Here is a 26,350-nt window from a genome sequence, read left to right as displayed (position 1 = left end):
GGATATGTTGTTGTTTTGGATGTGAATCTGAAACTTGTTTTTTAGGTTGGATTAGATTTGATTTTGTATGCTTTTGAGGCTTGGATTTTGATAATGAGCGATTTAATTTTTGTAACTGTTTGGTTTATTCGATTTTAATATCTACTTTTGCACTCCCTGTTTGGAAATTTCTGTTATCTCCAAATTGAAGGGAATTTTAGTAATTAATAATTAATATTTATGTCTGGGTTAATTGGTAAGAAAATCGGCATGACTAGTATCTTCGATGAAAACGGGAAAAACATTCCTTGTACGGTAATCGAAGCTGGGCCATGTGTTGTTACCCAAGTCAGAACCAACGAGGTTGACGGGTATGAAGCGTTGCAACTTGGTTTCGATGACAAAAACGAGAAACATTCTACTAAAGCGGCTTTAGGTCACTTTAAAAAAGCTGGAACTGTTGCTAAGAAAAAAGTCGTTGAATTTAAAGATTTTGCAACTGAACAAAAATTAGGAGATCTTATTGATGTTTCTATTTTTGAAGAAGGAGAATTTGTAGACGTACAAGGTGTGTCTAAAGGTAAAGGTTTCCAGGGTGTTGTTAAACGTCACGGTTTTGGTGGTGTTGGACAAGCTACTCATGGTCAGCACAACCGTTTAAGAGCGCCAGGTTCTGTAGGAGCTTCTTCTTATCCATCTAGAGTATTCAAAGGAATGCGTATGGCTGGAAGAATGGGAGGAGATAATGTAAAAGTTCAAAACCTTAGAGTTTTAAAAGTAGTTGCTGAGAAGAATCTACTTGTTGTTAAAGGATGTATTCCTGGACACAAAAACTCTTACGTAATCATTCAGAAGTAATGGAAGTAAAAGTATTAGATTTCAACGGAAAAGATACTGGAAGAAAAGTTCAACTTTCTGATTCAGTATTCGCAATTGAGCCAAACAATCACGCAGTATATCTTGATGTAAAGCAATATCTTGCTAATCAAAGACAGGGTACTCATAAAGCTAAAGAAAGAGCTGAAGTAACTGGAAGTACTCGTAAGATTAAAAAACAAAAAGGTACGGGTACTGCTCGTGCAGGAAGTGTTAAGAATCCTTTGTTTAAAGGAGGAGGGACAGTTTTCGGACCAAGACCAAGAAGTTATTCATTTAAATTGAATAAAGGTTTGAAAAGGTTGGCTAGAAAATCAGCTTTCTCAATCAAAGCAAAAGAATCAAATATTATCGTTCTTGAAGACTTTAATTTTGATGTGCCAAACACTAAAAATTTCATTAACGTTTTGAAAGCTTTAGGGTTAGAAAATAAAAAATCTCTATTTGTATTGGGTGAGTCAAATAAAAATGTATATTTGTCGTCACGCAATTTAAAGGCTTCTAATGTCGTAACTAGCTCAGAATTAAGCACTTACGCGATATTAAACACTAATAATTTAGTGCTTTTGGAGGGTTCTTTAGAGTTAATTGAAGAAAATTTAAGCAAATAATAGGAATATGAGCATCATTATTAGACCTATAGTAACTGAAAAAGTAACCAAAGAAAGTGAAGTTCTAAACCGCTTCGGATTTGTTGTTGACAAAAAAGCGAACAAAGTTCAAATTAAGAAAGCTGTTGAAGCTGCTTATGGAGTAACTATCGTTTCTGTTAATACAATGAATGTGAGACCAGATAGATCTACTAAATACACTAAAAGTGGTTTAATCAGTGGAAAGACAAATGCAATTAAAAAAGCAATTGTTCAAGTACAAGAAGGAGAAACAATTGATTTTTACAACAATATCTAAGATAGAAAAATGTCAGTAAGAAAATTAAAACCTATTACCCCGGGTCAGCGATTTAGAGTTGTGAATGGTTATGACGCTATTACAACTGATAAGCCGGAACGCTCTTTGATAGCGCCGATAAAAAACTCAGGAGGTAGAAATAGTCAAGGAAAGATGACCATGCGTTATACGGGTGGTGGTCACAAGCAGAGATATCGTATTATTGATTTCAAAAGAACTAAAGATGGAATTCCAGCTACAGTGAAATCAATCGAATACGATCCAAATCGTACTGCCTTTATCGCTTTATTAGCTTATGCTGATGGAGAGAAAACTTATGTTATTGCTCAAAACGGATTGAAAGTTGGTCAGAAATTAGTTTCTGGTCCAGAATCTCAACCGGAAATTGGTAATACATTACCTTTAAGCAGAATTCCTCTTGGAACTGTTATATCTTGTATTGAGTTACGTCCAGGACAAGGAGCAGTTATTGCTCGTTCAGCTGGAACTTTTGCTCAGTTAATGGCAAGAGACGGAAAATACGCTACAATTAAAATGCCATCTGGAGAAACAAGATTAATCTTGTTAACATGTTCGGCTACAATTGGAGCTGTTTCTAACTCTGACCACCAATTAGTTGTGTCTGGAAAAGCAGGTAGAACAAGATGGTTAGGAAGAAGACCTAGAACTAGACCAGTAGCGATGAACCCTGTTGATCACCCTATGGGAGGTGGTGAAGGACGTTCTTCTGGAGGGCATCCACGTTCAAGAAAAGGATTGCCAGCTAAAGGTTACAGAACTCGTTCTAAGAAAAACCCGAGTAACAAGTATATCGTAGAACGTAGAAAGAAATAATAAGATATGGCACGTTCATTAAAAAAAGGACCTTTCGTTCATTATAAATTAGACAAGAAAGTTCAGGAAAACGTAGAAAGTGGTAAAAATAGTGTAGTTAAGACTTGGTCTAGAGCTTCTATGATTACTCCGGATTTCGTTGGACAAACTATCGCAGTTCATAACGGTCGTCAATTTGTACCAGTTTACGTAACAGAAAACATGGTAGGTCACAAATTAGGAGAGTTTTCACCAACTAGATCTTTTAGAGGTCATGCTGGAGCAAAAAATAAAGGTAAAAAATAAAAGAAGCAATGGGAGTTCGTAAAAGAGAAACAGCAGATGCGAGAAAAGAGGCTAATAAGTCTATCGCTTTCGCAAAATTGAATAACTGCCCTACTTCACCTAGAAAAATGCGCTTAGTAGCGGACTTGGTAAGAGGTCAGAAGGTAGAAAGAGCACTTAACATTTTAAGATTCAGTTCTAAAGAAGCTTCAAGAAAATTAGAAAAACTATTATTATCTGCGATCAATAACTGGGAGCAAAAAAATAGTGAAGGTAATTTAGAAGAAGCTGGATTATTTGTTAAAGAGATCAGAGTAGATGGTGGAATGATGTTAAAAAGACTTCGTCCAGCTCCACAAGGTCGTGCACACAGAATAAGAAAACGTTCTAATCACGTAACAATCGTGCTTGGAGCTATCAATAACACACAAAGCAATTCTTAAGCAGCATGGGACAAAAGACAAATCCAATTGGAAATAGACTTGGTATCATCAGAGGATGGGACTCAAACTGGTATGGTGGAAATGATTACGGTGATAAGCTTGCCGAAGATCACAAAATCAGAAAGTATATCCACGCTCGTTTATCAAAAGCTAGTGTATCTAAAGTAATCATCGAGAGAACTTTAAAACTTGTAACCGTTACTATCACTACTGCTAGACCTGGTATCATTATCGGAAAAGGCGGACAAGAGGTAGACAAGTTAAAAGAAGAACTTAAGAAAGTTACTGACAAAGAGGTTCAAATTAACATCTTTGAAATTAAAAGACCTGAACTAGATGCTTATCTTGTGGCTACAAGCATCGCTCGTCAAATCGAGAGCCGTATTTCTTACAGACGTGCAATTAAAATGGCTATTGCTGCTTCCATGCGTATGAACGCTGAAGGTATCAAAGTTTTAATTTCTGGTCGTTTGAATGGTGCAGAGATGGCGCGTTCAGAAGGTTTTAAAGAAGGTAGAATTCCTCTATCAACTTTCAGAGCTGACATTGATTATGCTTTGGCTGAAGCTCATACTACTTACGGTAGAATGGGTATCAAAGTATGGATCATGAAAGGTGAAGTTTATGGAAAGAGAGATCTTTCTCCACTTGCAGGAATGGATAAAAAACAATCTGGTACTGGTGGTGGTAAAGGTGGAGATGCCCCAAGAGGTAAATCTAACTTTAATAAAGGTGGAAAACCAGACGCTCGTAAAAGAAAGTAAATTTTTAAACTAAAGAAAAATGTTACAGCCTAAAAGAACAAAATACCGTAAGGTACAAAAAGGTAGAATGAAAGGTAACTCTCAAAGAGGGCATGAACTTTCAAATGGAATGTTTGGTATTAAATCTGTACATGAAGATGGAATGTTCTTAACATCTCGTCAAATCGAAGCTGCACGTATCGCTGCAACTCGTTACATGAAGAGAGAAGGACAATTGTGGATCAAAATTTTCCCAGACAAACCTATTACTAAGAAACCTCTTGAAGTACGTATGGGTAAAGGTAAAGGAGCAGTTGAATATTGGGCTGCTGTTGTTAAACCAGGAAGAATTATGTTTGAAGTTGGAGGTGTTCCTTTGTCAGTTGCAAAAGAGGCTTTACGTCTTGCAGCTCAAAAACTTCCAGTAAAAACTAAGTTCGTCGTTGCTAGAGATTTCGAAGCATAATTTATATTTATTATGAAACAATCAGAAATAAAGAATCTTTCTGCAGCGGAGTTGCAAGAAAAGCTTAGTCAAACTAAGAAAGTATATGCTGACCTAAAAATGGCTCACGCTATTTCTCCAATTGCTAACCCACTTCAAATTAGAAGCGTTAGAAGAACAGTTGCTAGATTAGCTACAGAGTTAACTAAAAGAGAGTTACAATAATTGTATTCTGCTGAAAGATGGAAGAAAAAAGAAATTTAAGAAAAGAAAGAATAGGTGTTGTTACTTCAAATAAGATGGATAAATCTATCGTTATTTCAGAAGTAAGAAAAGTAAAACACCCATTATACGGTAAGTTCGTGTTGAAAACTAAGAAATATGTTGCACACGACGAAAAAAACGACTGTAACATTGGTGATACTGTAAGAATTAGCGAAACGCGTCCTTTAAGTAAAACAAAATGTTGGAGATTAGTTGAAATCTTAGAAAGAGCTAAATAATTATGGTACAACAAGAATCAAGACTAAAAGTAGCAGATAACACGGGAGCTAAAGAAGTTTTAACTATTCGTGTTTTAGGAGGTACTAAAAGAAGATATGCCTCTGTTGGTGACAAAATTGTAGTTTCTATCAAAGATGCAACTCCAAACGGAAACGTGAAAAAAGGAGCTGTTTCAACTGCAGTTGTTGTACGTACTAAAAAAGAAGTGAGAAGAGCTGATGGTTCTTATATCCGTTTCGATGACAATGCATGTGTTCTTTTGAATGCTGCAGGTGAAATGAGAGGAACTCGTGTTTTTGGTCCGGTAGCAAGAGAACTTCGTGAAAAACAATTCATGAAAATTGTATCATTAGCACCAGAAGTGCTTTAATTCGTTTTAAGATGATAAAGCTAAAAATAAAATCAGGAGATATCGTAAGAGTTATTGCTGGAGACCATAAAGGTGCTGAAGGTAAAGTTTTACGTGTTTACCGTGAGAAAAACAAAGCGGTAGTTGAAGGTGTAAACTTGGTTTCAAAACATACAAAACCAAGTGCTAAAAACCCTCAAGGTGGTATCGTTAAGAAAGAGGCTTCTATTCAAATTTCTAACATTGCTCTAATTGATCCTAAAACTAAGGAAACAACAAGAGTAGGTATTAGAGTAGAAGGAGATAAGAAAGTAAGATTTTCAAAAAAATCTAATCAAGTACTATAGTAATGGCATATATACCTAGACTAAAAGAAGAATATAAGAGTAGAGTAATCGCTGCTCTTAAAGAAGAGTTCGGATATACAAACGTAATGCAAGTTCCTAAACTTGAAAAAATCGTTTTGAGCCGTGGAGTTGGTGCAGCTGTATCTGATAAAAAACTTATTGACTATGCTGTTGATGAGTTAACAAAGATCACTGGACAAAAAGCAGTATCTACAATTTCTAAGAAAGACGTTGCGTCTTTCAAATTAAGAAAAGGGATGCCTATTGGAGCAAAAGTTACTTTACGTGGAGAAAGAATGTATGAGTTTTTAGATAGACTTATTACTTCTGCTTTACCACGTGTTAGAGATTTCGGTGGTATTAAAGCTACAGGTTTCGACGGAAGAGGTAACTACAATCTTGGAGTTTTAGAGCAAATCATTTTCCCAGAAATTGATATTGACAAAGTAAACAAAATTTCAGGAATGGATATTACTTTTGTTACTACTGCAAAAACAGACAAGGAAGCAAAGTCATTATTGGCTGAATTAGGATTACCTTTTAAAAAGAATTAAGACATGGCTAAAGAATCAATGAAAGCCCGCGAGGTGAAAAGAGAGAAAACAGTAGCTAAGTATGCTGAGAAGAGAAAAGCTTTATTAGAAGCTGGAGACTACGAAGGATTACAAAGACTGCCAAAAAATGCTTCACCTGTTCGTTTGCATAACCGTTGTAAATTGACTGGAAGACCTAGAGGTTATATCCGTCAATTCGGTATTTCACGTGTAACTTTCCGTGAAATGGCTAACAATGGATTGATTCCAGGTGTAAAAAAAGCATCTTGGTAATCTGGCAATAAGTTGTTATTTTTGCAAACCAAAAAATAATTTTTAATTGATTAAAGGTTCGGGAGATGAGTATCTCCCGAAAACCATAATCGCAATCAAATACATATGTATACAGATCCTATTGCAGATTATTTGACTAGAGTTCGTAACGCTGTGGCTGCAAACCACAAAGTTGTTGAAATTCCAGCATCTAATCTTAAAAAAGAGATAACTAAGATCTTATTTGATCAAGGTTATATCTTAAGTTACAAATTTGAGCAGAATACTGTACAAGGTTCTATCAAAATTGCTTTAAAGTATGATAAAGATACTAAAGAGCCTGTAATCAAAGATATCCAAAGAATTAGTAAACCTGGTTTACGTAAGTACGCAGGTGCTGCCAAATTACCAAGAATCCTTAATGGATTAGGAATTGCTATTGTTTCTACATCAAAAGGTTTGATGACAGGAAAACAAGCTAAGCAGTTAAATGTAGGTGGTGAAGTAATTTGTTACGTATACTAATTTTAAACACTAGATAAGATGTCAAGAATAGGTAAAAGCCCAATTGTAATCCCTGCTGGTGTAACTGTAGAAGTTAAAGACGGTATTATTACAGTAAAAGGAAAAAAAGGTCAACTAGTTCAGGAGTTTTCGGACGTAAATGTAACAGTTGAAGGCGATCAAGTTTTAGTAGAAAGATCGTCTGATCATAAAGACCACAGAGCGAAACACGGTTTATTCAGATCTTTGATCAGTAATATGGTTGTGGGTGTTTCTGAAGGTTTCACAAAAGAACTAGAATTAGTTGGAGTTGGTTATAGAGCTTCAAACCAAGGTCAAAAGTTAGATTTAGCTCTTGGATATTCTCACAATATTGTTTTAGAAATTGCTCCAGAAGTATCTTTAGAAACAATATCTGAAAAAGGTAAGAACCCAATCGTAAAATTAACATCATTTGATAAACAACTTTTAGGACAAGTTGCTGCGAAAATCAGAGGTTTCCGTAAGCCAGAGCCATACAAAGGAAAAGGTGTTAAATTTGTGGGTGAAGTATTAAGAAGAAAAGCAGGTAAATCAGCTTAAAATATAAGATTATGTCATTAACAAAATCTGAAAGAAGACAGAGAATTAAATTCAGAATTAGAAAATCGGTTAGTGGTACTGCTGCAAGACCTAGACTTTCTGTTTTTAGAAGTAATAAAGAAATTTACGCTCAAATTATTGATGATGTAAATGGAGTTACTATATTAGCTGCATCTTCAAGAGAAAAAGAAATAGGAAAAGGTACTAACGTTGAAGTAGCTGCTGCTGTTGGAAAATTAGTTGCAGAGAAAGCGTTAAAAGCTGGGATTGATACCATTACTTTTGATAGAGGTGGTTATTTATATCACGGTCGTATTAAATCATTAGCAGAAGGCGCAAGAGCCGCTGGACTTAAATTCTAATATATTATGTCTAAATACAAAAATGTAGAATTGGTAAAACCTAGTGGTCTTGAACTTAAAGATCGTCTAGTTAGTGTAAATCGTGTTACTAAAGTTACAAAAGGAGGTAGAGCTTTCGGTTTTTCTGCTATTGTAGTTGTAGGTGATGAAAATGGAGTAGTTGGTCACGGATTAGGAAAATCTAAAGATGTTTCTGAAGCAATTGCGAAAGCAGTAGAAGATGCTAAGAAAAATTTAGTTAGAATTCCTCTGAATGGACAATCAGTTCCTCACGAACAAAAAGGTAAATTTGGTGGTGCTCGTGTATTCTTAATTCCTGCTTCTCATGGTACAGGAGTTATTGCTGGTGGAGCTGTTCGTTCAGTTCTTGAGTCAGTAGGTATTCACGATGTATTATCAAAATCTCAAGGATCATCAAATCCTCATAACGTAGTTAAAGCAACTTTTGATGCTTTATTGCAAATGAGAAGTGCTCATACTGTTGCAAAACAGAGAGGAGTTTCTTTAGAAAAAGTTTTTAAAGGTTAATCAAGGAAATTATGGCTAAATTATTAGTAAAACAAGTAAGAAGCAAGATCAACTGTCCTCTTTCTCAAAAGAGAGGTTTAGAAGCTTTAGGTCTACGTAAATTAGGACAAGTTGTAGAGCATGAATCAAATCCTGCTATCCTTGGTATGATAAACAAAGTTAAACACTTAGTTTCTGTAGAAGAAGCTAAATAACAAATACTGTTATGAATTTAAGTAACTTACAACCTGCTGAGGGATCAACACATAATCAAAATAAAAGAGTAGGTAGAGGAGAAGGTTCTGGAAAAGGTGGTACCGCTGCAAGAGGTCACAAAGGAGCTAAATCTCGTTCTGGTTATTCTAAAAAGATTGGTTTTGAGGGTGGACAAATGCCACTTCAAAGACGTGTTCCTAAGTTTGGTTTCAAAAACATCAATCGTAAAGAATACGAAGGTGTTAATTTAGATACGCTTCAATTATTAGTAGACAATGGTGTGATTACTGATTCTGTTTCTATGACAGATTTCGTAGCAAATCGTCTAGCTTCAAAAAATGAAATCGTTAAGATTTTAGGTAGAGGTGAATTGAAAGCAAAATTAAAAGTAACTGCCCACAAATTTACTGCTACTGCAAAAGCTGCTATTGAAGCTGCTGGTGGTGAAGCTGTAACTATATAACTTATCTACTAAGATGAAGAAATTTATTGAATCACTAAGTAATGTTTGGAAAATCGAAGAACTGAAAAACAGAATCTTAATTACATTAGGATTGCTTTTAGTATATCGTTTTGGTGCACATGTTACGCTTCCTGGAATTGATGCAACTCAATTAACAGGTTTAGCGGGACAAACTAAAAATGGTTTAGGATCTATCCTAGACATGTTTACTGGGGGTGCTTTCTCTAAAGCTTCAGTTTTTGCTTTAGGTATCATGCCTTATATTTCTGCGTCTATTGTTGTTCAGTTAATGGGAATTGCTATCCCTTACTTACAAAAACTTCAAAATGATGGAGAAAGTGGTAGAAAAAAGATTAATCAAATCACTCGTTGGTTGACTATAGCTATTACACTGGTTCAAGGTCCAACTTATATCTATAATTTATACAGAACATTGCCTGGTAGTGCTTTTCTACTAGGCTTTAATTCACCTGAATTTTTGTTCTCGTCTGTTATCATCTTAGTTACAGGTACAATTTTTGCTATGTGGCTTGGTGAAAAAATTACAGATAAAGGTATTGGAAACGGAATTTCATTATTAATTATGGTTGGTATCCTAGCTCGTTTACCGCAAGCTTTTATTCAAGAGTTTACAACGAGAGTTACCAACAACAATGGAGGTCCAATGTTGTTAGTTATTGAAATTATTGTGTGGTTATTAGTAATCATTTCTTGTGTATTGCTTACTATGGCAGTACGTAAAATCCCGGTTCAATACGCTCGTCGTACTACAACTGGTGATTATGAGCAAGATTTAGCAGGTGGTAATAGACAATGGATTCCTCTTAAGCTTAATGCTTCTGGAGTTATGCCAATCATTTTTGCTCAGGCAATTATGTTTATCCCTGCAGCAGTAGCTGGATTGTCTAAGTCAGATACATCACAATCTATTGTTGGAGCATTTAGTAATATGTTTGGTTTCTGGTATAATTTTGTTTTTGCAACTTTAATTATTGTATTTACATTCTTTTATACTGCAATCACTGTACCTACTAACAAAATGGCTGATGATTTAAAAAGAAGTGGTGGTTTTATTCCGGGAGTTCGTCCAGGAGCAGAAACTTCTGATTTCTTAGATAAAGTGATGTCTTTAATAACTTTCCCAGGATCTTTATTCCTTGCTTTGATTGCTGTGTTCCCAGCTATTGTTGTAAGTATTATGGATGTACAACAATCTTGGGCAATGTTTTTTGGAGGTACCTCATTAATAATTATGGTTGGAGTTGCAATAGACACTATTCAACAAATCAATTCATACTTGTTAAACAAACATTATGATGGTTTAATGAAGACTGGTAAAAATAGAAAAGCAGTAGCTTAATATATTTATGGCAAAACAATCAGCAATAGAACAAGACGGATCAATCATTGAGGCATTATCAAATGCTATGTTCCGTGTGGAGTTAGAAAATGGACATATTGTAATTGCTCATATTTCTGGAAAGATGCGAATGCATTATATCAAATTATTACCTGGTGATAAAGTGAAGTTAGAAATGAGCCCTTACGATTTGTCAAAAGCAAGAATTACTTATCGATATTAAAAGATATTCAGTATGAAAGTTAGAGCATCAGTAAAAAAGAGAAGTGCCGAGTGCATTATCGTGCGTAGAAAAGGAAGATTGTACGTGATAAACAAAAAGAATCCTAGATTTAAACAAAGACAAGGATAATTATGGCAAGAATAGCAGGGGTAGATATCCCAAAAAACAAAAGAGGTGTTATTGCACTTACCTACATCTTCGGATTAGGAAAAAGTAGAGCTATTGAGATTTTAGAAAAAGCTCAAGTTAGCCAGGATAAAAAAGTTCAAGATTGGAATGATGACGAGATCGGAGCAATTCGTGAAGCTGTTTCATCTTACAAAATTGAAGGAGAATTACGTTCTGAAGTTTCTTTGAACATCAAACGTTTAATGGATATTGGTTGTTATAGAGGTATTCGTCATAGATCTGGTCTTCCATTAAGAGGTCAAAGAACTAAAAACAACTCTAGAACAAGAAAAGGAAAAAGAAAAACTGTTGCTAACAAGAAAAAAGCAACTAAATAATAAGTAATATGGCTAAAGCAACTGCAAAAAAACGTAAAGTTATCGTTGAATCAACGGGTGAAGCTCATATTTCTTCGACTTTCAACAATATTATCATTTCTTTGACAAATAAGAAAGGTGAAGTTATTGCTTGGTCTTCAGCTGGTAAAATGGGTTTCAGAGGTTCTAAAAAGAACACTCCGTATGCAGCTCAAATGGCAGCAGAAGATTGCACCAAAGTAGCTCTTGAGGCAGGACTTAAAAAAGTAAAAGTTTATGTAAAAGGACCAGGAAACGGACGTGAGTCTGCAATCCGTTCTATTCATAACGGTGGAATTGAAGTTACTGAGATTATCGATGTTACTCCAATGCCTCACAACGGATGTCGTCCTCCAAAAAGACGTAGAGTTTAATTTTTTTATTTTTATAGTATAATCAAGGTAGAATATAGATTATCGGAGGATTAGACCTGAATTCATAATCTCTACCTTAAAATTTTTTTAAAATGGCAAGATATACTGGTCCAAAAACCAAAATCGCTCGTAAATTTGGCGAAGCAATCTTCGGAGATGATAAGTCTTTCGAAAAAAGAAATTACCCACCTGGACAACACGGGATGGCTAAAAAAAGAGGAAAAAAATCTGAGTACGCTGTTCAGTTAATGGAAAAGCAAAAAGCTAAATATTCTTATGGAATTTTAGAAAAACAATTCAGAAATTTATTCGAAAAAGCATCAGCAACTAAAGGAGTAACTGGTGAAGTTCTATTACAATTATGCGAAGCAAGATTAGATAATGTTGTTTTTAGAATGGGGATTGCTCCATCTAGAAGAGGTGCGCGTCAAATCGTTTCTCACAGACACATTACTGTAAATGGAGAGGTTGTTAATATTCCTTCTTACCACCTTAAGCCTGGTGATAAAGTTGCAGTTCGTGAAAAATCTAAATCTTTAGAAGCTATCGAACGTTCTTTATCAAATTCAAGTCATGTTTATGAATGGATTACTTGGAACAATGATCTTAAAGAAGGAACTTTTGTTTCTGTACCTGCGAGACTTCAAATTCCAGAAAACATTAAAGAACAATTAATCGTAGAGTTGTACAACAAATAATAATTGACTTAGTCGAAATTTATGGCAATATTTAATTTTCAAAAGCCCGATAAAGTTATCATGATCGATTCAACCGATTTTGAAGGTAAATTTGAATTCAGACCTTTAGAACCTGGTTACGGATTGACAGTTGGTAATGCACTTAGAAGAGTTTTGCTTTCAGCGTTAGAAGGTTATGCAATTACATCTGTTCGTATCGAAGGTGTAGATCATGAGTTTTCTACTATTTCAGGTGTTGTTGAAGATGTTACCGAAATTATCCTTAATCTAAAACAAGTACGTTTCAAACGTCAAATCGAAGATATCGATAATGAATCAGTTACTATTTCTGTTTCAGGTAAAGATCAATTAACAGCAGGTGATTTTCAAAAATTTATTTCAGGTTTTCAAGTTCTAAATCCAGACCTTGTTATCTGTAATTTAGATTCTAAAATCAAATTGAATTTCGATTTAACTATCGAAAAAGGTAGAGGATACGTGCCTGCTGAAGAGAACAAAAAACAGAATGCTGCAATTGGAACGATTTTTACAGATTCTATTTTTACTCCGGTAAAAAATGTAAAATATGCAATCGAAAATTTCCGTGTTGAGCAAAAAACGGATTACGAAAAATTAGTTTTTGAAATTAAAACTGATGGATCTATCAATCCAAAAGATGCTCTTACTGAAGCTGCTAAAGTTTTAATTCACCATTTCATGTTGTTTTCTGACGAAAGAATTACACTTGAGGCTGACGAAATTGCACAAACAGAATCGTATGATGAAGAGTCATTGCATATGAGACAATTGCTTAAAACTAAGCTTGTTGATATGGATTTATCTGTAAGAGCATTAAATTGCTTGAAAGCGGCTGAAGTTGATACACTTGGTGATTTAGTATCGTTCAATAAAAATGACCTAATGAAATTCCGTAATTTCGGTAAAAAATCTTTAACTGAACTTGATGAACTTGTTGCAGTTAAAAATTTAACTTTCGGAATGGATTTAGCTAAATACAAACTAGATAAAGAATAATTCAATCCCGATTATTCGGGATTAAATTTAAAATAGCAATGAGACACGGAAAAAAAATCAATCACTTAAGCAGACAGACTGGACATAGAAAAGCTATGTTAGCTAATATGGCTTGTTCTCTTATCGAGCACAAACGTATTAACACTACTGTTGCTAAAGCTAAAGCGCTTAAACAATTTGTTGAGCCTTTAATCACAAAATCAAAAGAAGATACGACTCACAACCGTCGTGTTGTTTTTGCATACTTACGTAGCAAATATGCTGTAACTGATTTGTTCAGAGATGTAGCTGCTAAAGTAGGAGACCGTCCAGGAGGATACACTCGTATCATTAAAGTTGGAAATCGTTTGGGAGATAACGCTGATATGGCGATGATCGAGCTTGTTGACTTCAATGAACTTTACAACGGAGGTAAAAAAGAAGTTAAAAAAGCTAAAAGCCGTCGTGGTGGTAAAGCTAAAAAAGCTGAAGGTACTGCTCCTGAAGCTCCAGCAGCTGAATCAGAATCGACTACTGAAGCTTCTGAATAATTATGAAAGTAATGATTCTATAGAAATCAAGGATAAACTAATTTTTAGTTTATCCTTTTTTTTTGATTTTTTTAAAAGAGTAAAATTTAACTTATTTCAATGCCTTGGTTTTATTTTTATGAATGAAATTTTTAAAAAATCTTGGCAGCACTCTTTTAAAGAAGTAAATTTGCAAAATATCTAATTACAATTGAAACCTAAAGTTTCATAAGACGATTAAAAACAATACAAATTAAAGAATGAAATACACAACACGACAAAGCGCCATTTTATTACTTAGCGATGGAACTATTTTTCATGGTAAATCTATCGGAATCAGCGGTAAAACTTTCGGTGAAGTTTGTTTTAATACTGGAATGACAGGATATCAGGAGATTTTTACAGATCCATCTTATTTTGGTCAAATTATGGTGGCTACTAACCCACATATTGGTAATTATGGTGTTAATGATTTAGAAGTTGAATCAGACGGCGTTAAAATTGCAGGTTTGGTTTGTAAAAACTTTAGCTTTAATTATTCAAGAGAAGGTGCTTCTGGAAGTTTAGAAGATTATTTTGCTAAACAAAACTTAATCTGTATTTCTGATGTTGATACAAGAGCACTTGTAAGTTACATTCGTGATAATGGAGCAATGAATGCTGTGATTTGTACAGACGGAACTTCAATTGAAGAGCTGAAAAAAGAACTGGCAAATGTTCCAAATATGGAAGGTTTAGAATTAGCTTCAAAAGTATCTACAACTGAACCATATTTTGTTGGAGATGAAAATGCAACTTATAAAATCTCAGCTCTTGACTTGGGAATAAAAAAGAATATTTTAAGAAATCTTGCTAAGAGAGATTGTTATATCAAGGTGTTTCCATACAACTCGACTTATGAAGATTTGAATTCATTTAACCCAGATGGGTTTTTCTTGTCAAACGGGCCAGGAGATCCAGATCCATTATTTGGAGCTATTGAAGTTGCTAAAAAGATTTTAGCTGAAGACAGACCTTTGTTCGGAATTTGTTTAGGACATCAGGTTATTGGTTTAGCAAATGGTGTTCAAACATATAAAATGTTCAATGGACATCGTGGAATAAATCATCCTGTAAAAAATTTGATTACAGGTAAAGGAGAGATAACTTCTCAAAATCATGGTTTTGCGGTTAAAAAAGAACAATTAGAAAACCATCCGGAATTAGAGATCACTCACGTTCATTTAAATGATGGTACAGTTGCGGGAATGAGAATGAAAAATAAAAATTGTTTTTCAGTACAATACCATCCTGAAGCAAGTCCAGGACCACACGATTCATCTTATTTATTCGACCAATTTGTTGAGAATATAAAACTAGCTGTGTCTAAAACGATGTAGTTAATAAATAAAGGTGTTTAATAAAGAAAAACCATTTTTAATATTAAATATTTTTATAATTTCGAAAAAAAATCTATAATCTATTAATAAAAAACAAAAATAATGAGTATTATAATTAAAGTTCACGCAAGACAAATTCTGGATTCCAGAGGTAATCCAACTATTGAGGTTGATGTAGTAACTGAAAACGGAGTTTTAGGTAGAGCAGCTGTTCCATCTGGAGCATCAACTGGAGAACACGAAGCTGTTGAATTACGTGACGGAGGTAAGGCTTATCTTGGAAAAGGAGTTTTGAATGCAGTGAACAATGTAAATACTGTTATTGCTGAAGAATTAGTTGGAACTTCTGTTTTTGAACAAAATACAATTGATCAATTAATGATCGATTTAGATGGAACTCCAAATAAATCTAAATTAGGAGCTAATGCTATTTTAGGAGTTTCTTTGGCTGCTGCTAAGGCTGCTGCAAATGAACTTGGATTACCTTTATACAGATATGTAGGTGGAGTTTCTGCTAATACATTACCTGTGCCGATGATGAACATTATCAATGGTGGTTCTCACTCTGATGCGCCAATCGCTTTTCAAGAGTTTATGATTTTCCCGGTAAAAGCAACTTCTTTTACACATGCTATGCAAATGGGAACTGAAATTTTCCACAGCTTGAAAAAAGTTTTACACGATAGAGGTTTAAGCACAGCTGTTGGTGACGAAGGGGGATTTGCTCCAAATTTAGCTGGTGGTACTGAGGATGCTTTAGATACTATCAAATTAGCAGTTGAAAAAGCAGGATATACTTTCGGAGACGAGATTATGATTGCTCTTGACTGTGCTGCTTCTGAATTTTATGTTAATGGTAAATACGATTATACTAAATTCGAGGGTGAAACTGGAAAAATCAGAACATCTGCTGAGCAGGCTGAGTACTTAGCTGAACTTGCTGCTAAATATCCAATTATCTCAATCGAAGACGGTATGTATGAAGATGACTGGGATGGATGGAAAGCTTTAACTGAGAAAATTGGAAATAAAGTACAATTAGTTGGAGACGATTTATTTGTTACTAATGTTGCTCGTTTATCTACTGGTATCGAAAAAGGAATTGCTAATTCAATTCTTGTAAAAGTAAACCAAATTGGAACTTTAACTGAAACTATTGCTGCTGTAAACATGGCTAAAAATGCTGGTTATACTTCAGTAATGTCTCACCGTTCAGGAGAAACAGAAGACAATACAATTGCTGACTTAGCTGTTGCTTTAAACTGTGGACAAATTAAAACAGGTTCTGCATCTCGTTCTGACCGTATGGCAAAATACAACCAATTATTAAGAATTGAAGAAGAGCTAGGAAGTACAGCTTATTTTCCAGGCTTAAACGCTTTCAAAATTAAATAATTGTAAGAGTTATATATTAAGGAAAGACCATTCGTTTTAACGAATGGTTTTTTTTTGGACTTTTAACAAATTCATAGCAGTATTCTTTTTTAAATTAGTCTTAAATTCCTTAGATTTGGTAAATTATTATTTTAAAGAATTATTTCCGATTATATTATGTCAAAAATAGCCACATTAGAAGTAGATGGTAAGAAAATTGAACTTCCAGTAATAACAGGGAGCGAAAATGAATCTGCTATCGATATCAACAAATTACGTGATTTAACTGGTATTATTACAATTGATCCGGGTTACAAAAATTCAGGATCTTGTAAAAGTGAAATCACTTTCTTAGACGGAGAATTAGGTATTTTACGTTACAGAGGATATGCAATCGAAGATTTAGCTGAAAAAGCTAGCTTTTTAGAAGTTTCTTATCTTTTGATTTTTGGAGAATTACCAACTGCTCAAGAACTAGAGCAATTTGAAAATGGTATTAAAAAACATACTCTTGTAAACGAAGAGATGAAAAATATCATTGACGGTTTTCCAAAAACAGCACATCCAATGGGAGTGTTATCAGCTTTGACAAGTGCTTTAACAGCATTTAATCCAAAAGCGGTTAATGTGGAAAATGAAAAAGAAATGTATGAAGCCATTTGTAAAACAATGGGGAAATTTCTTGTAATTGCAACTTGGACTTATAGAAAATCTATGGGGTATCCGTTGAATTATTATGATAATACTACCGGTTATGTAGAGAACTTTATGCAGTTAATGTTTAAATTGCCTACAGGACCTTACGCAGCAAATCCTGTTGTTGTTGATGCTTTAGATAAATTATTTATTCTTCATGCTGATCACGAACAAAACTGTTCAACATCTACAGTAAGAATGGTAGGTTCTTCACATGCAGGGTTATTTGCGTCTATTTCATCTGGAGTTTCTGCTCTTTGGGGGCCGCTTCATGGAGGTGCTAATCAGGCGGTGCTTGAAATGCTGGAAGAAATAAATAAAGATGGTGGTGATACAGATAAATTCTTAGCAAAAGCAAAAGATAAAAATGATCCATTCCGTTTAATGGGATTTGGTCATAGAGTTTACAAAAACTTTGATCCACGTGCAAAAATCATTAAAAAAGCAGCTAAAGAAGTATTAGAAACTTTAGGTGTAGATGATCCAATTTTGGAAATTGCTAAAAGATTAGAGGCTGCAGCTCTTGAAGATGATTACTTCAAATCAAGAAACTTATATCCAAACGTAGATTTTTATTCTGGAATTATTTACAGAGCATTAGGAATTCCAACTGATATGTTTACAGTAATGTTTGCTATCGGAAGACTTCCGGGCTGGATAGCGCAATGGAAAGAAATGCGTGAAAACAAAGAACCAATTGGCAGACCAAGACAAATTTATACAGGACACCCTTTAAGGGAATTTAAGTCTAATAAATAAAAAAACTAAAGCTTCACTTTACTGTGAAGCTTTTTTTATCTTTGTCCAAAATACAATAAAGTTATGTTGCAATTAAATGTTAAGAACGAAACGTCTAGACTGCGTGCTGTAGTTTTAGGTTCTGCCGTTCATAATGGGCCAACTCCTACTATAGATGAAGCCTATGATCCTAAATCGTTGGAACATATTAAAGCAGGAACATATCCAATCGAGAAAGATATGGTTGCTGAAATGGATGCTTTTAATGCTGTTTTTCAAAAATATGATGTGACGGTTTATCGTCCTGAAATGATCGAAAACTACAACCAGATTTTTGCCAGAGATATTGGTTTTGTAATTGACGATACTTTTGTAAAGTCAAATATCTTGCCTGATCGTGAACGTGAATTGGATGCTATTCAATATGTTATTGATCAAATTAATCCATTAAAAGTAGTTCGTCCTCCGGAAGAAGTACATATTGAAGGCGGTGATGTTATGCTTTGGAATGATCACATTTTTATTGGAACTTATAAAGGAAGTGACTATAAAGATTACATCACAGCCAGAACCAATATGCATGGCGTAAATTATATTAAAGAATTATTTCCAAATAAAATTGTCAAAGAATTTGATTTAGTTAAATCTAAATTAGAAGCTCGTGATAATGCATTGCATTTAGACTGTTGTTTTCAGCCAGTTGGAGAAGATAAAGGTATTATCTACAAAAGAGGGTTTCGTGAAGAAGCTGATTATTTGTATTTGGTAAATCTTTTTGGAAAAGAAAATTTGTTTCATATCGAAAGAGAAGAAATGTATAATATGTTTTCGAATGTATTTTCGATTGATAAAGATGTTGTTGTTTCTGAAAAAAACTTCACTAGATTAAACAATTGGCTTCGCTCAAAAGGTTTTACTGTAGAAGAAATCCCTTATGCTGAAATTGCAAAGCAGGAAGGATTATTAAGATGTTCAACGCTTCCGTTAATTAGAGATTAAAAATGGTTTCAGGTTACTATTATTTAAACTTGAAACCTGAAACAAAAAACATAAAAAATGAAACAAACAACAAATGCGATTGTAATGATTCGGCCAGTAGCTTTCAGAATGAATGAGCAGACGGCTGTAAATAATTATTACCAAAAAGTATTAGACGGATTATTGCCAAGTACTGTAAATGCAAAAGCACAGCAAGAATTTGATACCTTCGTTGAAAAACTAAGAGCGGTTGGTGTTGATGTGACGGTAATTGAGGATACTTTAGAAACGGATACTCCTGATAGTATATTTCCGAATAACTGGGTTTCGTTTCATGAAAATGGAGACGTAGCACTTTATCCAATGTTTGCTGAAAATCGCCGTCTTGAGCGTCGTGAGGATATTTTAGACACTCTTGAAGAAAAAGGATTCGAGATTTCTAATATAATGGATTATACATCGGCAGAAGAAGATGGTATTTTCTTAGAAGGAACAGGAAGTTTACTTTTGGATAGAGCAAATGGTAAAGCGTATTGTGCACTTTCTCCAAGAGCAGACGAGGAATTGTTTATAGAGTTCTGTGAAGACTTTGATTATGCTCCTGTGATTTTCGAAGCATTTCAAACTGTTAACGGAGAACGTAAGTTGATTTATCACACAAATGTAATGATGTGCTTAGGTGAGACTTTTGCGGTCATTTGTGCGGATTGCATTGATGATAAAAAAGAGCGTAAAATGGTTTTAGATAATCTGAAAGATGATAAAAAAGAAGTCATTTTAATAACAGAAGATCAGGTAAACAATTTTGCAGGAAATATGTTAGAAGTTAAAGGCACAAATGATAAACGATATATTATAATGAGTGCTTCAGCGCATCAAAGTTTGACTTCAAAACAAATCGAACAGTTAGAAAAACATGCTGAAATTTTAAGCTCAAGTTTAGATACAATTGAAGCTTGTGGAGGCGGAAGCGCCAGATGTATGATGGCGGAAGTGTTCTTGCCAAGAAATTAAAAATATTAGACCAATAAAAACGGGATAAACATTATAAAGTTTATCCCATTTTATTTTTGTTGTAAATTAAATTTTCTACATCAAATTTCCTTTGATGATATTTACAATTGAACTTACGATATATTGAATTCCAATAGAAATTACGATGAAGCCAACTATTCTTGAAATAGCAACAATTCCGGATGCTCCTAAAATTCTCGCCAAGTAATGCGCACTCTTTAGAATGGCAAAAATCGCAACCGCAATTGCTAAAATTGCAAGACATGAAAAAATAATTTCTTCCATTTGATGATGCTCCTGATAAAAAGCAATTAATAAAGAAATTGATCCTGGTCCGGCAAGCATAGGAATAGCCAGAGGAGTTAAAGCTATATCATTTCTTTGTTGAACTTCATTTTCAATCTTTTTATTAATTCCACGTTTTTTGTTGAATTTGCCTGAAAGTAAAGAGAAACCAGAATTTACAATTACAATTCCTCCGGCAATTCGAAGTGCATCAATACTAATTCCAAAAAAAGTCAAAACATATTGACCAATAAAAAAGGAAACCAGTAAGATGATAAAAACATTAATAGCGGTCCATAAAGAAATTCTTGAACGTTCTTTTTGTGAGTCATGCTGCGTTAATCCAACAAAAATTGGAACAGTTCCGATTGGGTTAAGTACCGAAAAAAGTGCAGCAAATAGATAAATAAATAAATCCATAGAATATTGGTTTGTCAAGTAAAAGTAGTCAAATTTTAATATTTGCAGTCAAAATAATATTATGATATTGTTTTTAATAGTCAATAATTGTAAGTAAATGAGCTAAGGTAAGCGTATCTTTTTGACTACTTTTGTGAAATATTTTAAGACTATGAAAAATAAAAAGACTTTATTGCTTGGAGCAACTACAAAACCAGATCGTTACGCTTTTAGAGCGATAAATATGCTTACTCAAAAAGGGCATACAGTTATAGCAATAGGACAAAATACTGGAGAAGTTGCAGGTGTAAAAATACACACAAAAGCAATACCTGTTAAAAATATAGACACCGTAACTTTATATTTAAACCCAACTCGTCAGCGTGATTACTATAATTATATTGTTGAAGCGCAGCCCAAAAGAGTGATTTTTAATCCCGGAACAGAAAATCCTGAATTGTATCAATTATTAGAATTAAACAATATTGAAGTTGAAGTAGCTTGTACATTAGTTTTATTGGCAACCAATCAATATTAATTTTTAGATATTAAATTTGGTATGATTTAATTGTTAATGAAAATTCTTGAAAGAATGATTTTAGCTATTGTTTGGCTTTAAAATCAAATAATAATCACATTGATTTTTAGTTTCTTTAAAGCTTAACAATGCCGTTAAAAGTTATTACTTTTGTTCTCATGGAATTTTCATCGAAATTAATCGAAAAAGCGGTCAACGAAATGTCGCAGTTACCCGGAATTGGTAAGCGTACAGCGCTGCGTTTGGTTCTGCATTTGTTAAAACAGCCAAAAGAACAAACTGGATTTTTGTCGCAGGCATTACTGAATATGCGTGAGGATATTAAATTTTGTGAAAACTGCCATAATATTTCAGATACCAAAGTGTGCGAAATATGTGCAAATTCAGCAAGAAATCATCAAACTATTTGTGTTGTCGAAGATATTCGCGATGTAATGGCAATAGAAAATACAGGGCAATATAAAGGAGTTTATCATGTTTTAGGCGGAAAAATTTCTCCTATTGAAGGAGTAGGTCCAAGCCAGTTAAATATTTCCAGTTTGGTAGAAAAAGTAAAATCAGGAAAAGTAGTCGAAATTATTTTCGCTCTAAGTTCTACAATGGAAGGTGATACTACCAATTTTTACATTTATAAACAAATTGCTGACACAGATATTGTTATTTCAACAATTGCGAGAGGTATATCTGTTGGAGATGAATTAGAATATGCAGATGAAATTACATTAGGGAGAAGTATTTTGCATCGTGTTCCGTTCGAAAGAACTTTCAAAAACAATTAAAAGACATCAAATAAGATATAGATTTTCTGAAGACTAAAGGAAAAACTATATTTGCGGTAAAATTTTCAAAATGACAAAAAAAAGCTTTTATATATTATTACTCATTAGTTTATTATTTACATCTTGTATCCCGTTAAATGATCTAGTATATCTGCAGGATAAAAATACTTCTTCAGAGCAAAATAATATTTCATCAGTAGAGTCTAAGCCTTATAGATTACAAGTAAATGATGTTTTAAGTATTAACATAAAAGCTATTGATCCTAAATTGGTTTCTATTTTTAATACAACAGAAGCAAAAGAACAAGGAAAATCAGAATCAACATTATATTTCGACGGATTTACTGTAGACGATCATGGAAATATCAGGATGCCTGTTTTAGGAGAAATAAATGTTATTGGATACACTCTTGAAGAAGTTCGTGTCAAGATTGAAAAAAAATTACTAGAAGAATATTTTAAAAGTGAGGCTAACATTTTTGTTACAGTAAAATTAGCGGGTTTTAGATATACTATAAATGGAGAAGTAGGAAGTACAGGCACAAAAACATTATTTAAAGATAATGTGAATGTAATGGAAGCAATTGCAAATGCAGGTGATATTACAACTGTTGGTAATAGAAAGGAAGTAACCATTATTCGTCAAACACCAACAGGCGTTCAAATGAATAATATTGACCTTACCGATGTTAACGTTATGAAATCTCCGTATTACTATTTACAGCCTAATGATTACATTTATGTAAAACCATTGAAGCAAAAAACTTGGGGAACGGGGCAAACCGGAATACAATCAATAGGTACAGTTATAACCTTATTGTCATTAGCTACAACTGTTTATTTGATAATCAGAAATTAAAAAATAATTTATTTTAAGATGTTAGATATAAAAGATTTTTCCATTTTTGAGAATCATTCAAATTTTGATTTTAAAGGGTTTTTATTGCAAATTCTAAGCTATTGGAAATGGTTTCTGTTAAGTTTAATTATTGCTTTTACAATTGCATATCAGGTAAATATTCGAAAAGAAAAAATTTACGGAATGCAGACAATGATTTCTATTAAAGAAGAAAGCAATCCGTTTTTTACATCTAATACAAGTTTGGTTTTTAATTGGGGAGGAATTTCAGATCAGGTAAATGGAATTTCTACTATACTGCAGTCAAGATCTCATAATGAATTGGTAGTTGATAAATTACAATATTATATCGATTATCTGGAACAAGGAGAATATAATCTAGTTGATTCTTATGGATCTGTTCCTTTCTATGTTGATATTGATAAAACTAAAGGACAGCTTGCTAATACTTTGATTGGTATTAAGTTTTTAAATGAAAATGAATATCAAATTCAGATACCATTTGAAAGCAACTCAGTTTCGCTGATTACTTATTCCACGAATACTTATGGAAATACATCAGTACAGCCTGAAGTATTTGCTAAAAAATATAAAGTTGGTGAGCAGGTTTCTTTACCTTTTTTAAATTGGAAATTACAAATTAATGATAATCCGGGTTTCTATAAAGGGAAAGAATATTTTGTAAAATTCAATGATTTTGATGGTACAGTTTCCCGCTATAAAGGAATAAGTGTAGATAGTGATAAAAACGGTGGATCAATATTAACCTTAGCAATGCAAGGTACAAACAAGGCCCGGTTAGTGGAATATCTTAATGCAACAGTTAGAATGTTGATTAAGATTCAACTCGATGGTAAAAATCAGTTTGCAACTAATACTATTAGGTTTATAGACAGCACACTTGTCGCTATGGAAGCTCAGTTGAAGCAAACGGGTAACGAATTAAAAACTTTCACAAAAGATAGAAACGTATTTGAAATTGAAGGGGGTGGTGCGAAGGTTTCTGACAAAATAATGGATTTTGATGTTGAAAAAGATCAGGTTACCAGAAAAATAGCGTATTATAATTCTTTAAAGTCATACTTAAATAATAGTGTTGATTATTCGAGATTACCAGCGCCATCTGTTGCGGGAATTGAAGATCCTAATATTGTTACAAATGTGTCAAAACTTATCGCTCTTTCTACTCAAAGATCAGAAATGGCATATGCAGTAAAAAGCGATAAGATTTTTAAAGACTTTGATAACCAAATGCAAGCTGTTAAAAGTGTTTTATTAGAAAATATAGTTTCAGCTAAAGCTTCTTTATTGTATGATTTATCATTGGTAAATGCAAAAATCGGACAAGCAGAAAGTACTGTTAAGAGACTTCCTCAAGAACAGCAAGAACTCTTAAAGATTAAAAGGAAATACGACCTTAATGATAACATATATACAGAATTTCTTCAAAAAAGAAATGAAGCAGAAATTGTAAAAGCTTCAAATCTATCAGATATTCATTTTATTGATCCGGCAAAAGATATTGGAGAAGGGTTGATTGGTCCAAAAACTTCTGCAAACTATATTTTAGCATTATTTCTGGGGATATTAATTCCATTAATATTTGTCTTTATAATTTTCTTTATTAATAACACAATTCAAAACACAGATGATATTAATAAATTAACCGATATTCCAATAATTGGGGTAGTAGGCTTAAATAAAGATACAGGAAGTCTGGCTGTATTTGATAAGCCAAAATCAGCACTTTCAGAAGCTTTCAGAGGAATTCGTTCTTCTTTACAATTTTTATATAAAAAACAACAGCTCAACGGTTCAAAAACCCTGATGATTACATCGTCAATAAGTGGTGAAGGAAAAACATTTTGTTCGGTTAATATTGCTACAGTTTTTGCTTTAAGCGAAAAGAAAACAGTTGTTGTTGGTTTGGATTTGAGAAAACCAAGATTGGCTGATGAATTTTGTTTAACAAACAAACAATTAGGGGTAGTAAATTATTTAATTAGACAGAATAGTCTCGATGAAATTACTAATTCTACTCAAATTGCAAATCTGGATGTTATCCTTTCAGGACCAATACCTCCTAATCCATCAGAATTAATTTTGAGCGATGCAATGCATGAATTAATAGATGAATTAAAACAAAAATATGATTATATAATTTTGGATACACCACCGGTTGGTTTAGTGTCAGATGCTTCTGAGCTAGTTCAATATGCAGATGTGACTTTGTATATCGTAAGACAGAATTATACTAAAAAAGATATGATCACGTTGCTTAATAATAAGGTTAAGAGAGGAGAACTAAGCAATGCAAGTATTGTTTTTAACGGTTTTGAAAACAAAGCAAAATATGGATCTACTTATGGATACGGATATGGATACGGAGCTTATTCAAATGGATATCATGAAGAAGAAAAACCAACTGGATTATGGAAATTGATTTCTAATAAATTTAGAAAAAAATAATTTTGATATAAATGGAAATTTCAAATCAAAATACAATATTAATTACTGGAGGAGCAGGCTTTATAGGGTCTAATTTATCTGAGTATTTTTTAGGATTAGGATACAAAGTAGTGTGTTTGGATAATTTTTCTACAGGACATCATCATAATTTAAACGATTTCATAAACAATCCCAATTACAAATTAATTGAAGGAGATATTCGAAATATTGAAGATTGTATTCTAGCTGTTAAAGGTGTAGATTATGTTTTGCATCAGGCAGCTTTGGGTTCTGTTCCCAGATCTATAAACGATCCAATTACTACAAATGAAGTTAATGTTTCGGGGTTTTTAAATATGCTGGTAGCTTCAAGAGATGCAAAAGTAAAAAGATTTGTATATGCGGCTAGTTCATCAACCTATGGAGATTCTGAGGGATTGCCAAAAGTAGAGGAAGTAATCGGGAAACCATTATCTCCTTATGCAATTACAAAATACGTCAATGAATTATATGCTGAAATTTTCAGTAAAACATACGGCTTAGAAACAATAGGGTTGCGTTATTTTAATGTTTTTGGCAGAAAACAAGATCCAGATGGAGCGTATGCGGCAGTAATTCCAAAATTTGTTAAGCAATTAATGAAATATGAAAGCCCGGTTATTAATGGAGATGGAAATTATTCACGTGATTTTACATATATAGAGAATGTGATTCAAATGAATGAGTTGGCAATAAAAACTCAAAATTCTTCAGCTTTTAATACCGTTTATAATACAGCTTTTGGAGACAGGAATACATTAAATGATCTGGTGAAATATTTAAAAAAATACTTATCAGAGTTTGATTCCAAAATTGCAGATGTAGAAATTATATATGGAGCAAATAGAGCAGGAGATATCCCGCATTCACTTGCAAGTATTGAAAAAGCAAAAGCACTTTTAGGATATAATCCTAAATATTCTTTGCAAGAAGGATTAAAAGAAGCCGTTAGCTGGTATTGGAATAATTTGAAGTAAAATAAAAGATAA

Annotated in this window: 39 protein-coding genes; 38 read left to right on the top strand and 1 reads right to left on the bottom strand. The window is 33.4% G+C overall.

Annotated elements, in window-relative coordinates; genetic code table 11:
- Positions 1-219: 219 nt before the first annotated feature.
- The 33 genes from rplC (at position 220) to ABDW27_RS09105 (ending at position 20,014) form a co-directional block, all read left to right on the top strand.
- Positions 220-837 (top strand): 50S ribosomal protein L3, encoded by a 618-nt coding sequence (gene rplC / locus ABDW27_RS09265; protein ID WP_343695630.1) that lies wholly within the window; start codon positions 220-222, stop codon positions 835-837.
- The gene (rplD, locus tag ABDW27_RS09260) at positions 837-1,466 is read left to right on the top strand and encodes a 50S ribosomal protein L4 (RefSeq protein WP_135222813.1); all 630 of its coding nucleotides are present in this window, start codon (positions 837-839) and stop codon (positions 1,464-1,466) included. Before rplC ends, rplD begins: the two co-directional genes overlap by 1 nt.
- Positions 1,467-1,473: 7 nt before the next feature.
- A complete protein-coding gene (gene rplW, locus ABDW27_RS09255) occupies positions 1,474-1,764 on the top strand; it encodes a 50S ribosomal protein L23 (RefSeq protein ID WP_012022489.1) in 291 nt (96 codons plus the stop codon).
- Between the two features lie 9 nt (positions 1,765-1,773).
- Complete coding sequence (rplB, locus tag ABDW27_RS09250; protein WP_073418348.1) at positions 1,774-2,598, top strand: 50S ribosomal protein L2; 825 nt, start codon at positions 1,774-1,776, stop codon at positions 2,596-2,598.
- Between the two features lie 6 nt (positions 2,599-2,604).
- The gene (gene rpsS / locus ABDW27_RS09245) at positions 2,605-2,883 is read left to right on the top strand and encodes a 30S ribosomal protein S19 (protein ID WP_012022488.1); all 279 of its coding nucleotides are present in this window, start codon (positions 2,605-2,607) and stop codon (positions 2,881-2,883) included.
- Between the two features lie 8 nt (positions 2,884-2,891).
- Positions 2,892-3,305: a 50S ribosomal protein L22 gene (gene rplV / locus ABDW27_RS09240; RefSeq protein WP_007803631.1), complete on the top strand. Its 414-nt coding sequence runs from the start codon at positions 2,892-2,894 to the stop codon at positions 3,303-3,305.
- A 5-nt stretch (positions 3,306-3,310) separates the two neighbouring features.
- Entirely contained in the window at positions 3,311-4,069 is a 759-nt protein-coding gene (rpsC, locus tag ABDW27_RS09235; RefSeq protein ID WP_012022487.1) for a 30S ribosomal protein S3, read from the top strand.
- 19 nt (positions 4,070-4,088) lie between these two features.
- Entirely contained in the window at positions 4,089-4,514 is a 426-nt protein-coding gene (gene rplP, locus ABDW27_RS09230) for a 50S ribosomal protein L16 (protein WP_008464295.1), read from the top strand.
- Between the two features lie 12 nt (positions 4,515-4,526).
- A complete protein-coding gene (rpmC, locus tag ABDW27_RS09225) occupies positions 4,527-4,718 on the top strand; it encodes a 50S ribosomal protein L29 (protein WP_073418350.1) in 192 nt (63 codons plus the stop codon).
- 17 nt (positions 4,719-4,735) lie between these two features.
- Positions 4,736-4,996, top strand: a complete 261-nt coding sequence (gene rpsQ, locus ABDW27_RS09220) for a 30S ribosomal protein S17 (protein WP_008464298.1) — start codon at positions 4,736-4,738, stop codon at positions 4,994-4,996.
- Between the two features lie 2 nt (positions 4,997-4,998).
- Positions 4,999-5,367, top strand: coding sequence for a 50S ribosomal protein L14 (rplN, locus tag ABDW27_RS09215; protein WP_007803649.1), 369 nt, complete (start codon positions 4,999-5,001; stop codon positions 5,365-5,367).
- Between the two features lie 11 nt (positions 5,368-5,378).
- The gene (gene rplX / locus ABDW27_RS09210; RefSeq protein WP_343695629.1) at positions 5,379-5,693 is read left to right on the top strand and encodes a 50S ribosomal protein L24; all 315 of its coding nucleotides are present in this window, start codon (positions 5,379-5,381) and stop codon (positions 5,691-5,693) included.
- Positions 5,694-5,695: 2 nt separating this feature from the next.
- A complete protein-coding gene (gene rplE, locus ABDW27_RS09205; RefSeq protein WP_343695628.1) occupies positions 5,696-6,247 on the top strand; it encodes a 50S ribosomal protein L5 in 552 nt (183 codons plus the stop codon).
- Positions 6,248-6,250: 3 nt separating this feature from the next.
- Positions 6,251-6,520, top strand: coding sequence for a 30S ribosomal protein S14 (rpsN, locus tag ABDW27_RS09200; RefSeq protein ID WP_008464305.1), 270 nt, complete (start codon positions 6,251-6,253; stop codon positions 6,518-6,520).
- Between the two features lie 105 nt (positions 6,521-6,625).
- Positions 6,626-7,024, top strand: a complete 399-nt coding sequence (rpsH, locus tag ABDW27_RS09195) for a 30S ribosomal protein S8 (RefSeq protein WP_008464306.1) — start codon at positions 6,626-6,628, stop codon at positions 7,022-7,024.
- 18 nt (positions 7,025-7,042) lie between these two features.
- Complete coding sequence (gene rplF, locus ABDW27_RS09190) at positions 7,043-7,585, top strand: 50S ribosomal protein L6 (RefSeq protein ID WP_012022483.1); 543 nt, start codon at positions 7,043-7,045, stop codon at positions 7,583-7,585.
- A gap of 11 nt (positions 7,586-7,596) precedes the next feature.
- Positions 7,597-7,947, top strand: coding sequence for a 50S ribosomal protein L18 (gene rplR / locus ABDW27_RS09185; protein WP_008464310.1), 351 nt, complete (start codon positions 7,597-7,599; stop codon positions 7,945-7,947).
- A gap of 3 nt (positions 7,948-7,950) precedes the next feature.
- Positions 7,951-8,475: a 30S ribosomal protein S5 gene (gene rpsE / locus ABDW27_RS09180; RefSeq protein WP_085949269.1), complete on the top strand. Its 525-nt coding sequence runs from the start codon at positions 7,951-7,953 to the stop codon at positions 8,473-8,475.
- Between the two features lie 11 nt (positions 8,476-8,486).
- Entirely contained in the window at positions 8,487-8,669 is a 183-nt protein-coding gene (gene rpmD / locus ABDW27_RS09175; RefSeq protein ID WP_012022481.1) for a 50S ribosomal protein L30, read from the top strand.
- A gap of 11 nt (positions 8,670-8,680) precedes the next feature.
- Positions 8,681-9,133, top strand: a complete 453-nt coding sequence (gene rplO, locus ABDW27_RS09170; RefSeq protein WP_012022480.1) for a 50S ribosomal protein L15 — start codon at positions 8,681-8,683, stop codon at positions 9,131-9,133.
- Between the two features lie 13 nt (positions 9,134-9,146).
- Positions 9,147-10,493: a preprotein translocase subunit SecY gene (gene secY, locus ABDW27_RS09165; RefSeq protein ID WP_057124289.1), complete on the top strand. Its 1,347-nt coding sequence runs from the start codon at positions 9,147-9,149 to the stop codon at positions 10,491-10,493.
- Positions 10,494-10,500: 7 nt separating this feature from the next.
- Positions 10,501-10,716, top strand: a complete 216-nt coding sequence (gene infA, locus ABDW27_RS09160; RefSeq protein ID WP_007136545.1) for a translation initiation factor IF-1 — start codon at positions 10,501-10,503, stop codon at positions 10,714-10,716.
- A gap of 12 nt (positions 10,717-10,728) precedes the next feature.
- Positions 10,729-10,845 (top strand): type B 50S ribosomal protein L36, encoded by a 117-nt coding sequence (gene ykgO / locus ABDW27_RS09155; protein WP_002987490.1) that lies wholly within the window; start codon positions 10,729-10,731, stop codon positions 10,843-10,845.
- Between the two features lie 2 nt (positions 10,846-10,847).
- Complete coding sequence (gene rpsM / locus ABDW27_RS09150; RefSeq protein WP_343695627.1) at positions 10,848-11,222, top strand: 30S ribosomal protein S13; 375 nt, start codon at positions 10,848-10,850, stop codon at positions 11,220-11,222.
- 8 nt (positions 11,223-11,230) lie between these two features.
- The gene (gene rpsK / locus ABDW27_RS09145) at positions 11,231-11,614 is read left to right on the top strand and encodes a 30S ribosomal protein S11 (RefSeq protein ID WP_343695626.1); all 384 of its coding nucleotides are present in this window, start codon (positions 11,231-11,233) and stop codon (positions 11,612-11,614) included.
- 92 nt (positions 11,615-11,706) lie between these two features.
- Positions 11,707-12,312, top strand: a complete 606-nt coding sequence (rpsD, locus tag ABDW27_RS09140) for a 30S ribosomal protein S4 (protein WP_008464326.1) — start codon at positions 11,707-11,709, stop codon at positions 12,310-12,312.
- Positions 12,313-12,333: 21 nt separating this feature from the next.
- Entirely contained in the window at positions 12,334-13,326 is a 993-nt protein-coding gene (locus ABDW27_RS09135; protein ID WP_008464329.1) for a DNA-directed RNA polymerase subunit alpha, read from the top strand.
- A 38-nt stretch (positions 13,327-13,364) separates the two neighbouring features.
- On the top strand, positions 13,365-13,856 hold the full coding sequence (rplQ, locus tag ABDW27_RS09130; protein WP_343695625.1) for a 50S ribosomal protein L17: 492 nt from the start codon (positions 13,365-13,367) through the stop codon (positions 13,854-13,856).
- 239 nt (positions 13,857-14,095) lie between these two features.
- Positions 14,096-15,214 (top strand): glutamine-hydrolyzing carbamoyl-phosphate synthase small subunit, encoded by a 1,119-nt coding sequence (gene carA, locus ABDW27_RS09125; RefSeq protein ID WP_343695624.1) that lies wholly within the window; start codon positions 14,096-14,098, stop codon positions 15,212-15,214.
- Positions 15,215-15,316: 102 nt separating this feature from the next.
- On the top strand, positions 15,317-16,609 hold the full coding sequence (gene eno, locus ABDW27_RS09120; protein WP_343695623.1) for a phosphopyruvate hydratase: 1,293 nt from the start codon (positions 15,317-15,319) through the stop codon (positions 16,607-16,609).
- Positions 16,610-16,765: 156 nt separating this feature from the next.
- A complete protein-coding gene (locus tag ABDW27_RS09115) occupies positions 16,766-18,043 on the top strand; it encodes a citrate synthase (RefSeq protein WP_343695622.1) in 1,278 nt (425 codons plus the stop codon).
- Positions 18,044-18,106: 63 nt separating this feature from the next.
- A complete protein-coding gene (locus ABDW27_RS09110) occupies positions 18,107-19,021 on the top strand; it encodes an arginine deiminase family protein (RefSeq protein WP_343695621.1) in 915 nt (304 codons plus the stop codon).
- A gap of 57 nt (positions 19,022-19,078) precedes the next feature.
- Entirely contained in the window at positions 19,079-20,014 is a 936-nt protein-coding gene (locus ABDW27_RS09105; RefSeq protein WP_343695620.1) for an arginine deiminase-related protein, read from the top strand.
- 75 nt (positions 20,015-20,089) lie between these two features.
- Here ABDW27_RS09105 and ABDW27_RS09100 read toward each other — a convergent pair whose 3' ends face one another.
- Positions 20,090-20,719, bottom strand: coding sequence for a MarC family NAAT transporter (locus ABDW27_RS09100; RefSeq protein WP_343695619.1), 630 nt, complete (start codon positions 20,717-20,719; stop codon positions 20,090-20,092).
- A gap of 151 nt (positions 20,720-20,870) precedes the next feature.
- On the opposite strand from ABDW27_RS09100, the gene ABDW27_RS09095 reads away from it, so the two are divergent.
- The 5 genes from ABDW27_RS09095 (at position 20,871) to ABDW27_RS09075 (ending at position 26,338) form a co-directional block, all read left to right on the top strand.
- Entirely contained in the window at positions 20,871-21,236 is a 366-nt protein-coding gene (locus ABDW27_RS09095) for a CoA-binding protein (RefSeq protein WP_343695618.1), read from the top strand.
- Between the two features lie 158 nt (positions 21,237-21,394).
- Entirely contained in the window at positions 21,395-22,015 is a 621-nt protein-coding gene (gene recR / locus ABDW27_RS09090; protein WP_343695719.1) for a recombination mediator RecR, read from the top strand.
- Positions 22,016-22,085: 70 nt separating this feature from the next.
- A complete protein-coding gene (locus tag ABDW27_RS09085; protein ID WP_343695617.1) occupies positions 22,086-22,874 on the top strand; it encodes a polysaccharide biosynthesis/export family protein in 789 nt (262 codons plus the stop codon).
- Between the two features lie 18 nt (positions 22,875-22,892).
- Positions 22,893-25,343, top strand: coding sequence for a polysaccharide biosynthesis tyrosine autokinase (locus tag ABDW27_RS09080; RefSeq protein WP_343695616.1), 2,451 nt, complete (start codon positions 22,893-22,895; stop codon positions 25,341-25,343).
- A gap of 11 nt (positions 25,344-25,354) precedes the next feature.
- Positions 25,355-26,338, top strand: a complete 984-nt coding sequence (locus ABDW27_RS09075) for an SDR family oxidoreductase (RefSeq protein ID WP_343695615.1) — start codon at positions 25,355-25,357, stop codon at positions 26,336-26,338.
- Positions 26,339-26,350 lie beyond the last annotated feature (12 nt).

Origin of the sequence: Flavobacterium sp. (assembly GCF_039595935.1) — a bacterium.
GTDB lineage: Bacteria > Bacteroidota > Bacteroidia > Flavobacteriales > Flavobacteriaceae > Flavobacterium.
The sequence above is the reverse complement of the archived record's forward strand: the minus strand, read 5'-3'. Positions and strand labels throughout refer to the sequence as shown.

Coding starts and splice junctions, on each gene's coding strand:
- rplO (WP_012022480.1), top strand. CDS start 8,681: ATGAATTTAAGTAACTTACAACCTGCTGAGGGATCAACACATAATCAA.
- ABDW27_RS09100 (WP_343695619.1), bottom strand. CDS start 20,719: ATGGATTTATTTATTTATCTATTTGCTGCACTTTTTTCGGTACTTAAC.
- ABDW27_RS09095 (WP_343695618.1), top strand. CDS start 20,871: ATGAAAAATAAAAAGACTTTATTGCTTGGAGCAACTACAAAACCAGAT.
- rplN (WP_007803649.1), top strand. CDS start 4,999: ATGGTACAACAAGAATCAAGACTAAAAGTAGCAGATAACACGGGAGCT.
- rpsK (WP_343695626.1), top strand. CDS start 11,231: ATGGCTAAAGCAACTGCAAAAAAACGTAAAGTTATCGTTGAATCAACG.
- rpsN (WP_008464305.1), top strand. CDS start 6,251: ATGGCTAAAGAATCAATGAAAGCCCGCGAGGTGAAAAGAGAGAAAACA.
- ABDW27_RS09110 (WP_343695621.1), top strand. CDS start 18,107: ATGTTGCAATTAAATGTTAAGAACGAAACGTCTAGACTGCGTGCTGTA.
- eno (WP_343695623.1), top strand. CDS start 15,317: ATGAGTATTATAATTAAAGTTCACGCAAGACAAATTCTGGATTCCAGA.
- rplB (WP_073418348.1), top strand. CDS start 1,774: ATGTCAGTAAGAAAATTAAAACCTATTACCCCGGGTCAGCGATTTAGA.
- rpsQ (WP_008464298.1), top strand. CDS start 4,736: ATGGAAGAAAAAAGAAATTTAAGAAAAGAAAGAATAGGTGTTGTTACT.
- rplD (WP_135222813.1), top strand. CDS start 837: ATGGAAGTAAAAGTATTAGATTTCAACGGAAAAGATACTGGAAGAAAA.
- rplC (WP_343695630.1), top strand. CDS start 220: ATGTCTGGGTTAATTGGTAAGAAAATCGGCATGACTAGTATCTTCGAT.
- rplP (WP_008464295.1), top strand. CDS start 4,089: ATGTTACAGCCTAAAAGAACAAAATACCGTAAGGTACAAAAAGGTAGA.
- ABDW27_RS09105 (WP_343695620.1), top strand. CDS start 19,079: ATGAAACAAACAACAAATGCGATTGTAATGATTCGGCCAGTAGCTTTC.
- ABDW27_RS09135 (WP_008464329.1), top strand. CDS start 12,334: ATGGCAATATTTAATTTTCAAAAGCCCGATAAAGTTATCATGATCGAT.
- rpsD (WP_008464326.1), top strand. CDS start 11,707: ATGGCAAGATATACTGGTCCAAAAACCAAAATCGCTCGTAAATTTGGC.
- ABDW27_RS09075 (WP_343695615.1), top strand. CDS start 25,355: ATGGAAATTTCAAATCAAAATACAATATTAATTACTGGAGGAGCAGGC.
- rplR (WP_008464310.1), top strand. CDS start 7,597: ATGTCATTAACAAAATCTGAAAGAAGACAGAGAATTAAATTCAGAATT.
- rplF (WP_012022483.1), top strand. CDS start 7,043: ATGTCAAGAATAGGTAAAAGCCCAATTGTAATCCCTGCTGGTGTAACT.
- rpsS (WP_012022488.1), top strand. CDS start 2,605: ATGGCACGTTCATTAAAAAAAGGACCTTTCGTTCATTATAAATTAGAC.
- rplX (WP_343695629.1), top strand. CDS start 5,379: ATGATAAAGCTAAAAATAAAATCAGGAGATATCGTAAGAGTTATTGCT.
- rplE (WP_343695628.1), top strand. CDS start 5,696: ATGGCATATATACCTAGACTAAAAGAAGAATATAAGAGTAGAGTAATC.
- ABDW27_RS09080 (WP_343695616.1), top strand. CDS start 22,893: ATGTTAGATATAAAAGATTTTTCCATTTTTGAGAATCATTCAAATTTT.
- ykgO (WP_002987490.1), top strand. CDS start 10,729: ATGAAAGTTAGAGCATCAGTAAAAAAGAGAAGTGCCGAGTGCATTATC.
- rplV (WP_007803631.1), top strand. CDS start 2,892: ATGGGAGTTCGTAAAAGAGAAACAGCAGATGCGAGAAAAGAGGCTAAT.
- rpsM (WP_343695627.1), top strand. CDS start 10,848: ATGGCAAGAATAGCAGGGGTAGATATCCCAAAAAACAAAAGAGGTGTT.
- ABDW27_RS09085 (WP_343695617.1), top strand. CDS start 22,086: ATGACAAAAAAAAGCTTTTATATATTATTACTCATTAGTTTATTATTT.
- ABDW27_RS09115 (WP_343695622.1), top strand. CDS start 16,766: ATGTCAAAAATAGCCACATTAGAAGTAGATGGTAAGAAAATTGAACTT.
- carA (WP_343695624.1), top strand. CDS start 14,096: ATGAAATACACAACACGACAAAGCGCCATTTTATTACTTAGCGATGGA.
- rplW (WP_012022489.1), top strand. CDS start 1,474: ATGAGCATCATTATTAGACCTATAGTAACTGAAAAAGTAACCAAAGAA.
- rpmD (WP_012022481.1), top strand. CDS start 8,487: ATGGCTAAATTATTAGTAAAACAAGTAAGAAGCAAGATCAACTGTCCT.
- rpsC (WP_012022487.1), top strand. CDS start 3,311: ATGGGACAAAAGACAAATCCAATTGGAAATAGACTTGGTATCATCAGA.
- rpsH (WP_008464306.1), top strand. CDS start 6,626: ATGTATACAGATCCTATTGCAGATTATTTGACTAGAGTTCGTAACGCT.
- infA (WP_007136545.1), top strand. CDS start 10,501: ATGGCAAAACAATCAGCAATAGAACAAGACGGATCAATCATTGAGGCA.
- rpmC (WP_073418350.1), top strand. CDS start 4,527: ATGAAACAATCAGAAATAAAGAATCTTTCTGCAGCGGAGTTGCAAGAA.
- rplQ (WP_343695625.1), top strand. CDS start 13,365: ATGAGACACGGAAAAAAAATCAATCACTTAAGCAGACAGACTGGACAT.
- recR (WP_343695719.1), top strand. CDS start 21,395: ATGGAATTTTCATCGAAATTAATCGAAAAAGCGGTCAACGAAATGTCG.
- secY (WP_057124289.1), top strand. CDS start 9,147: ATGAAGAAATTTATTGAATCACTAAGTAATGTTTGGAAAATCGAAGAA.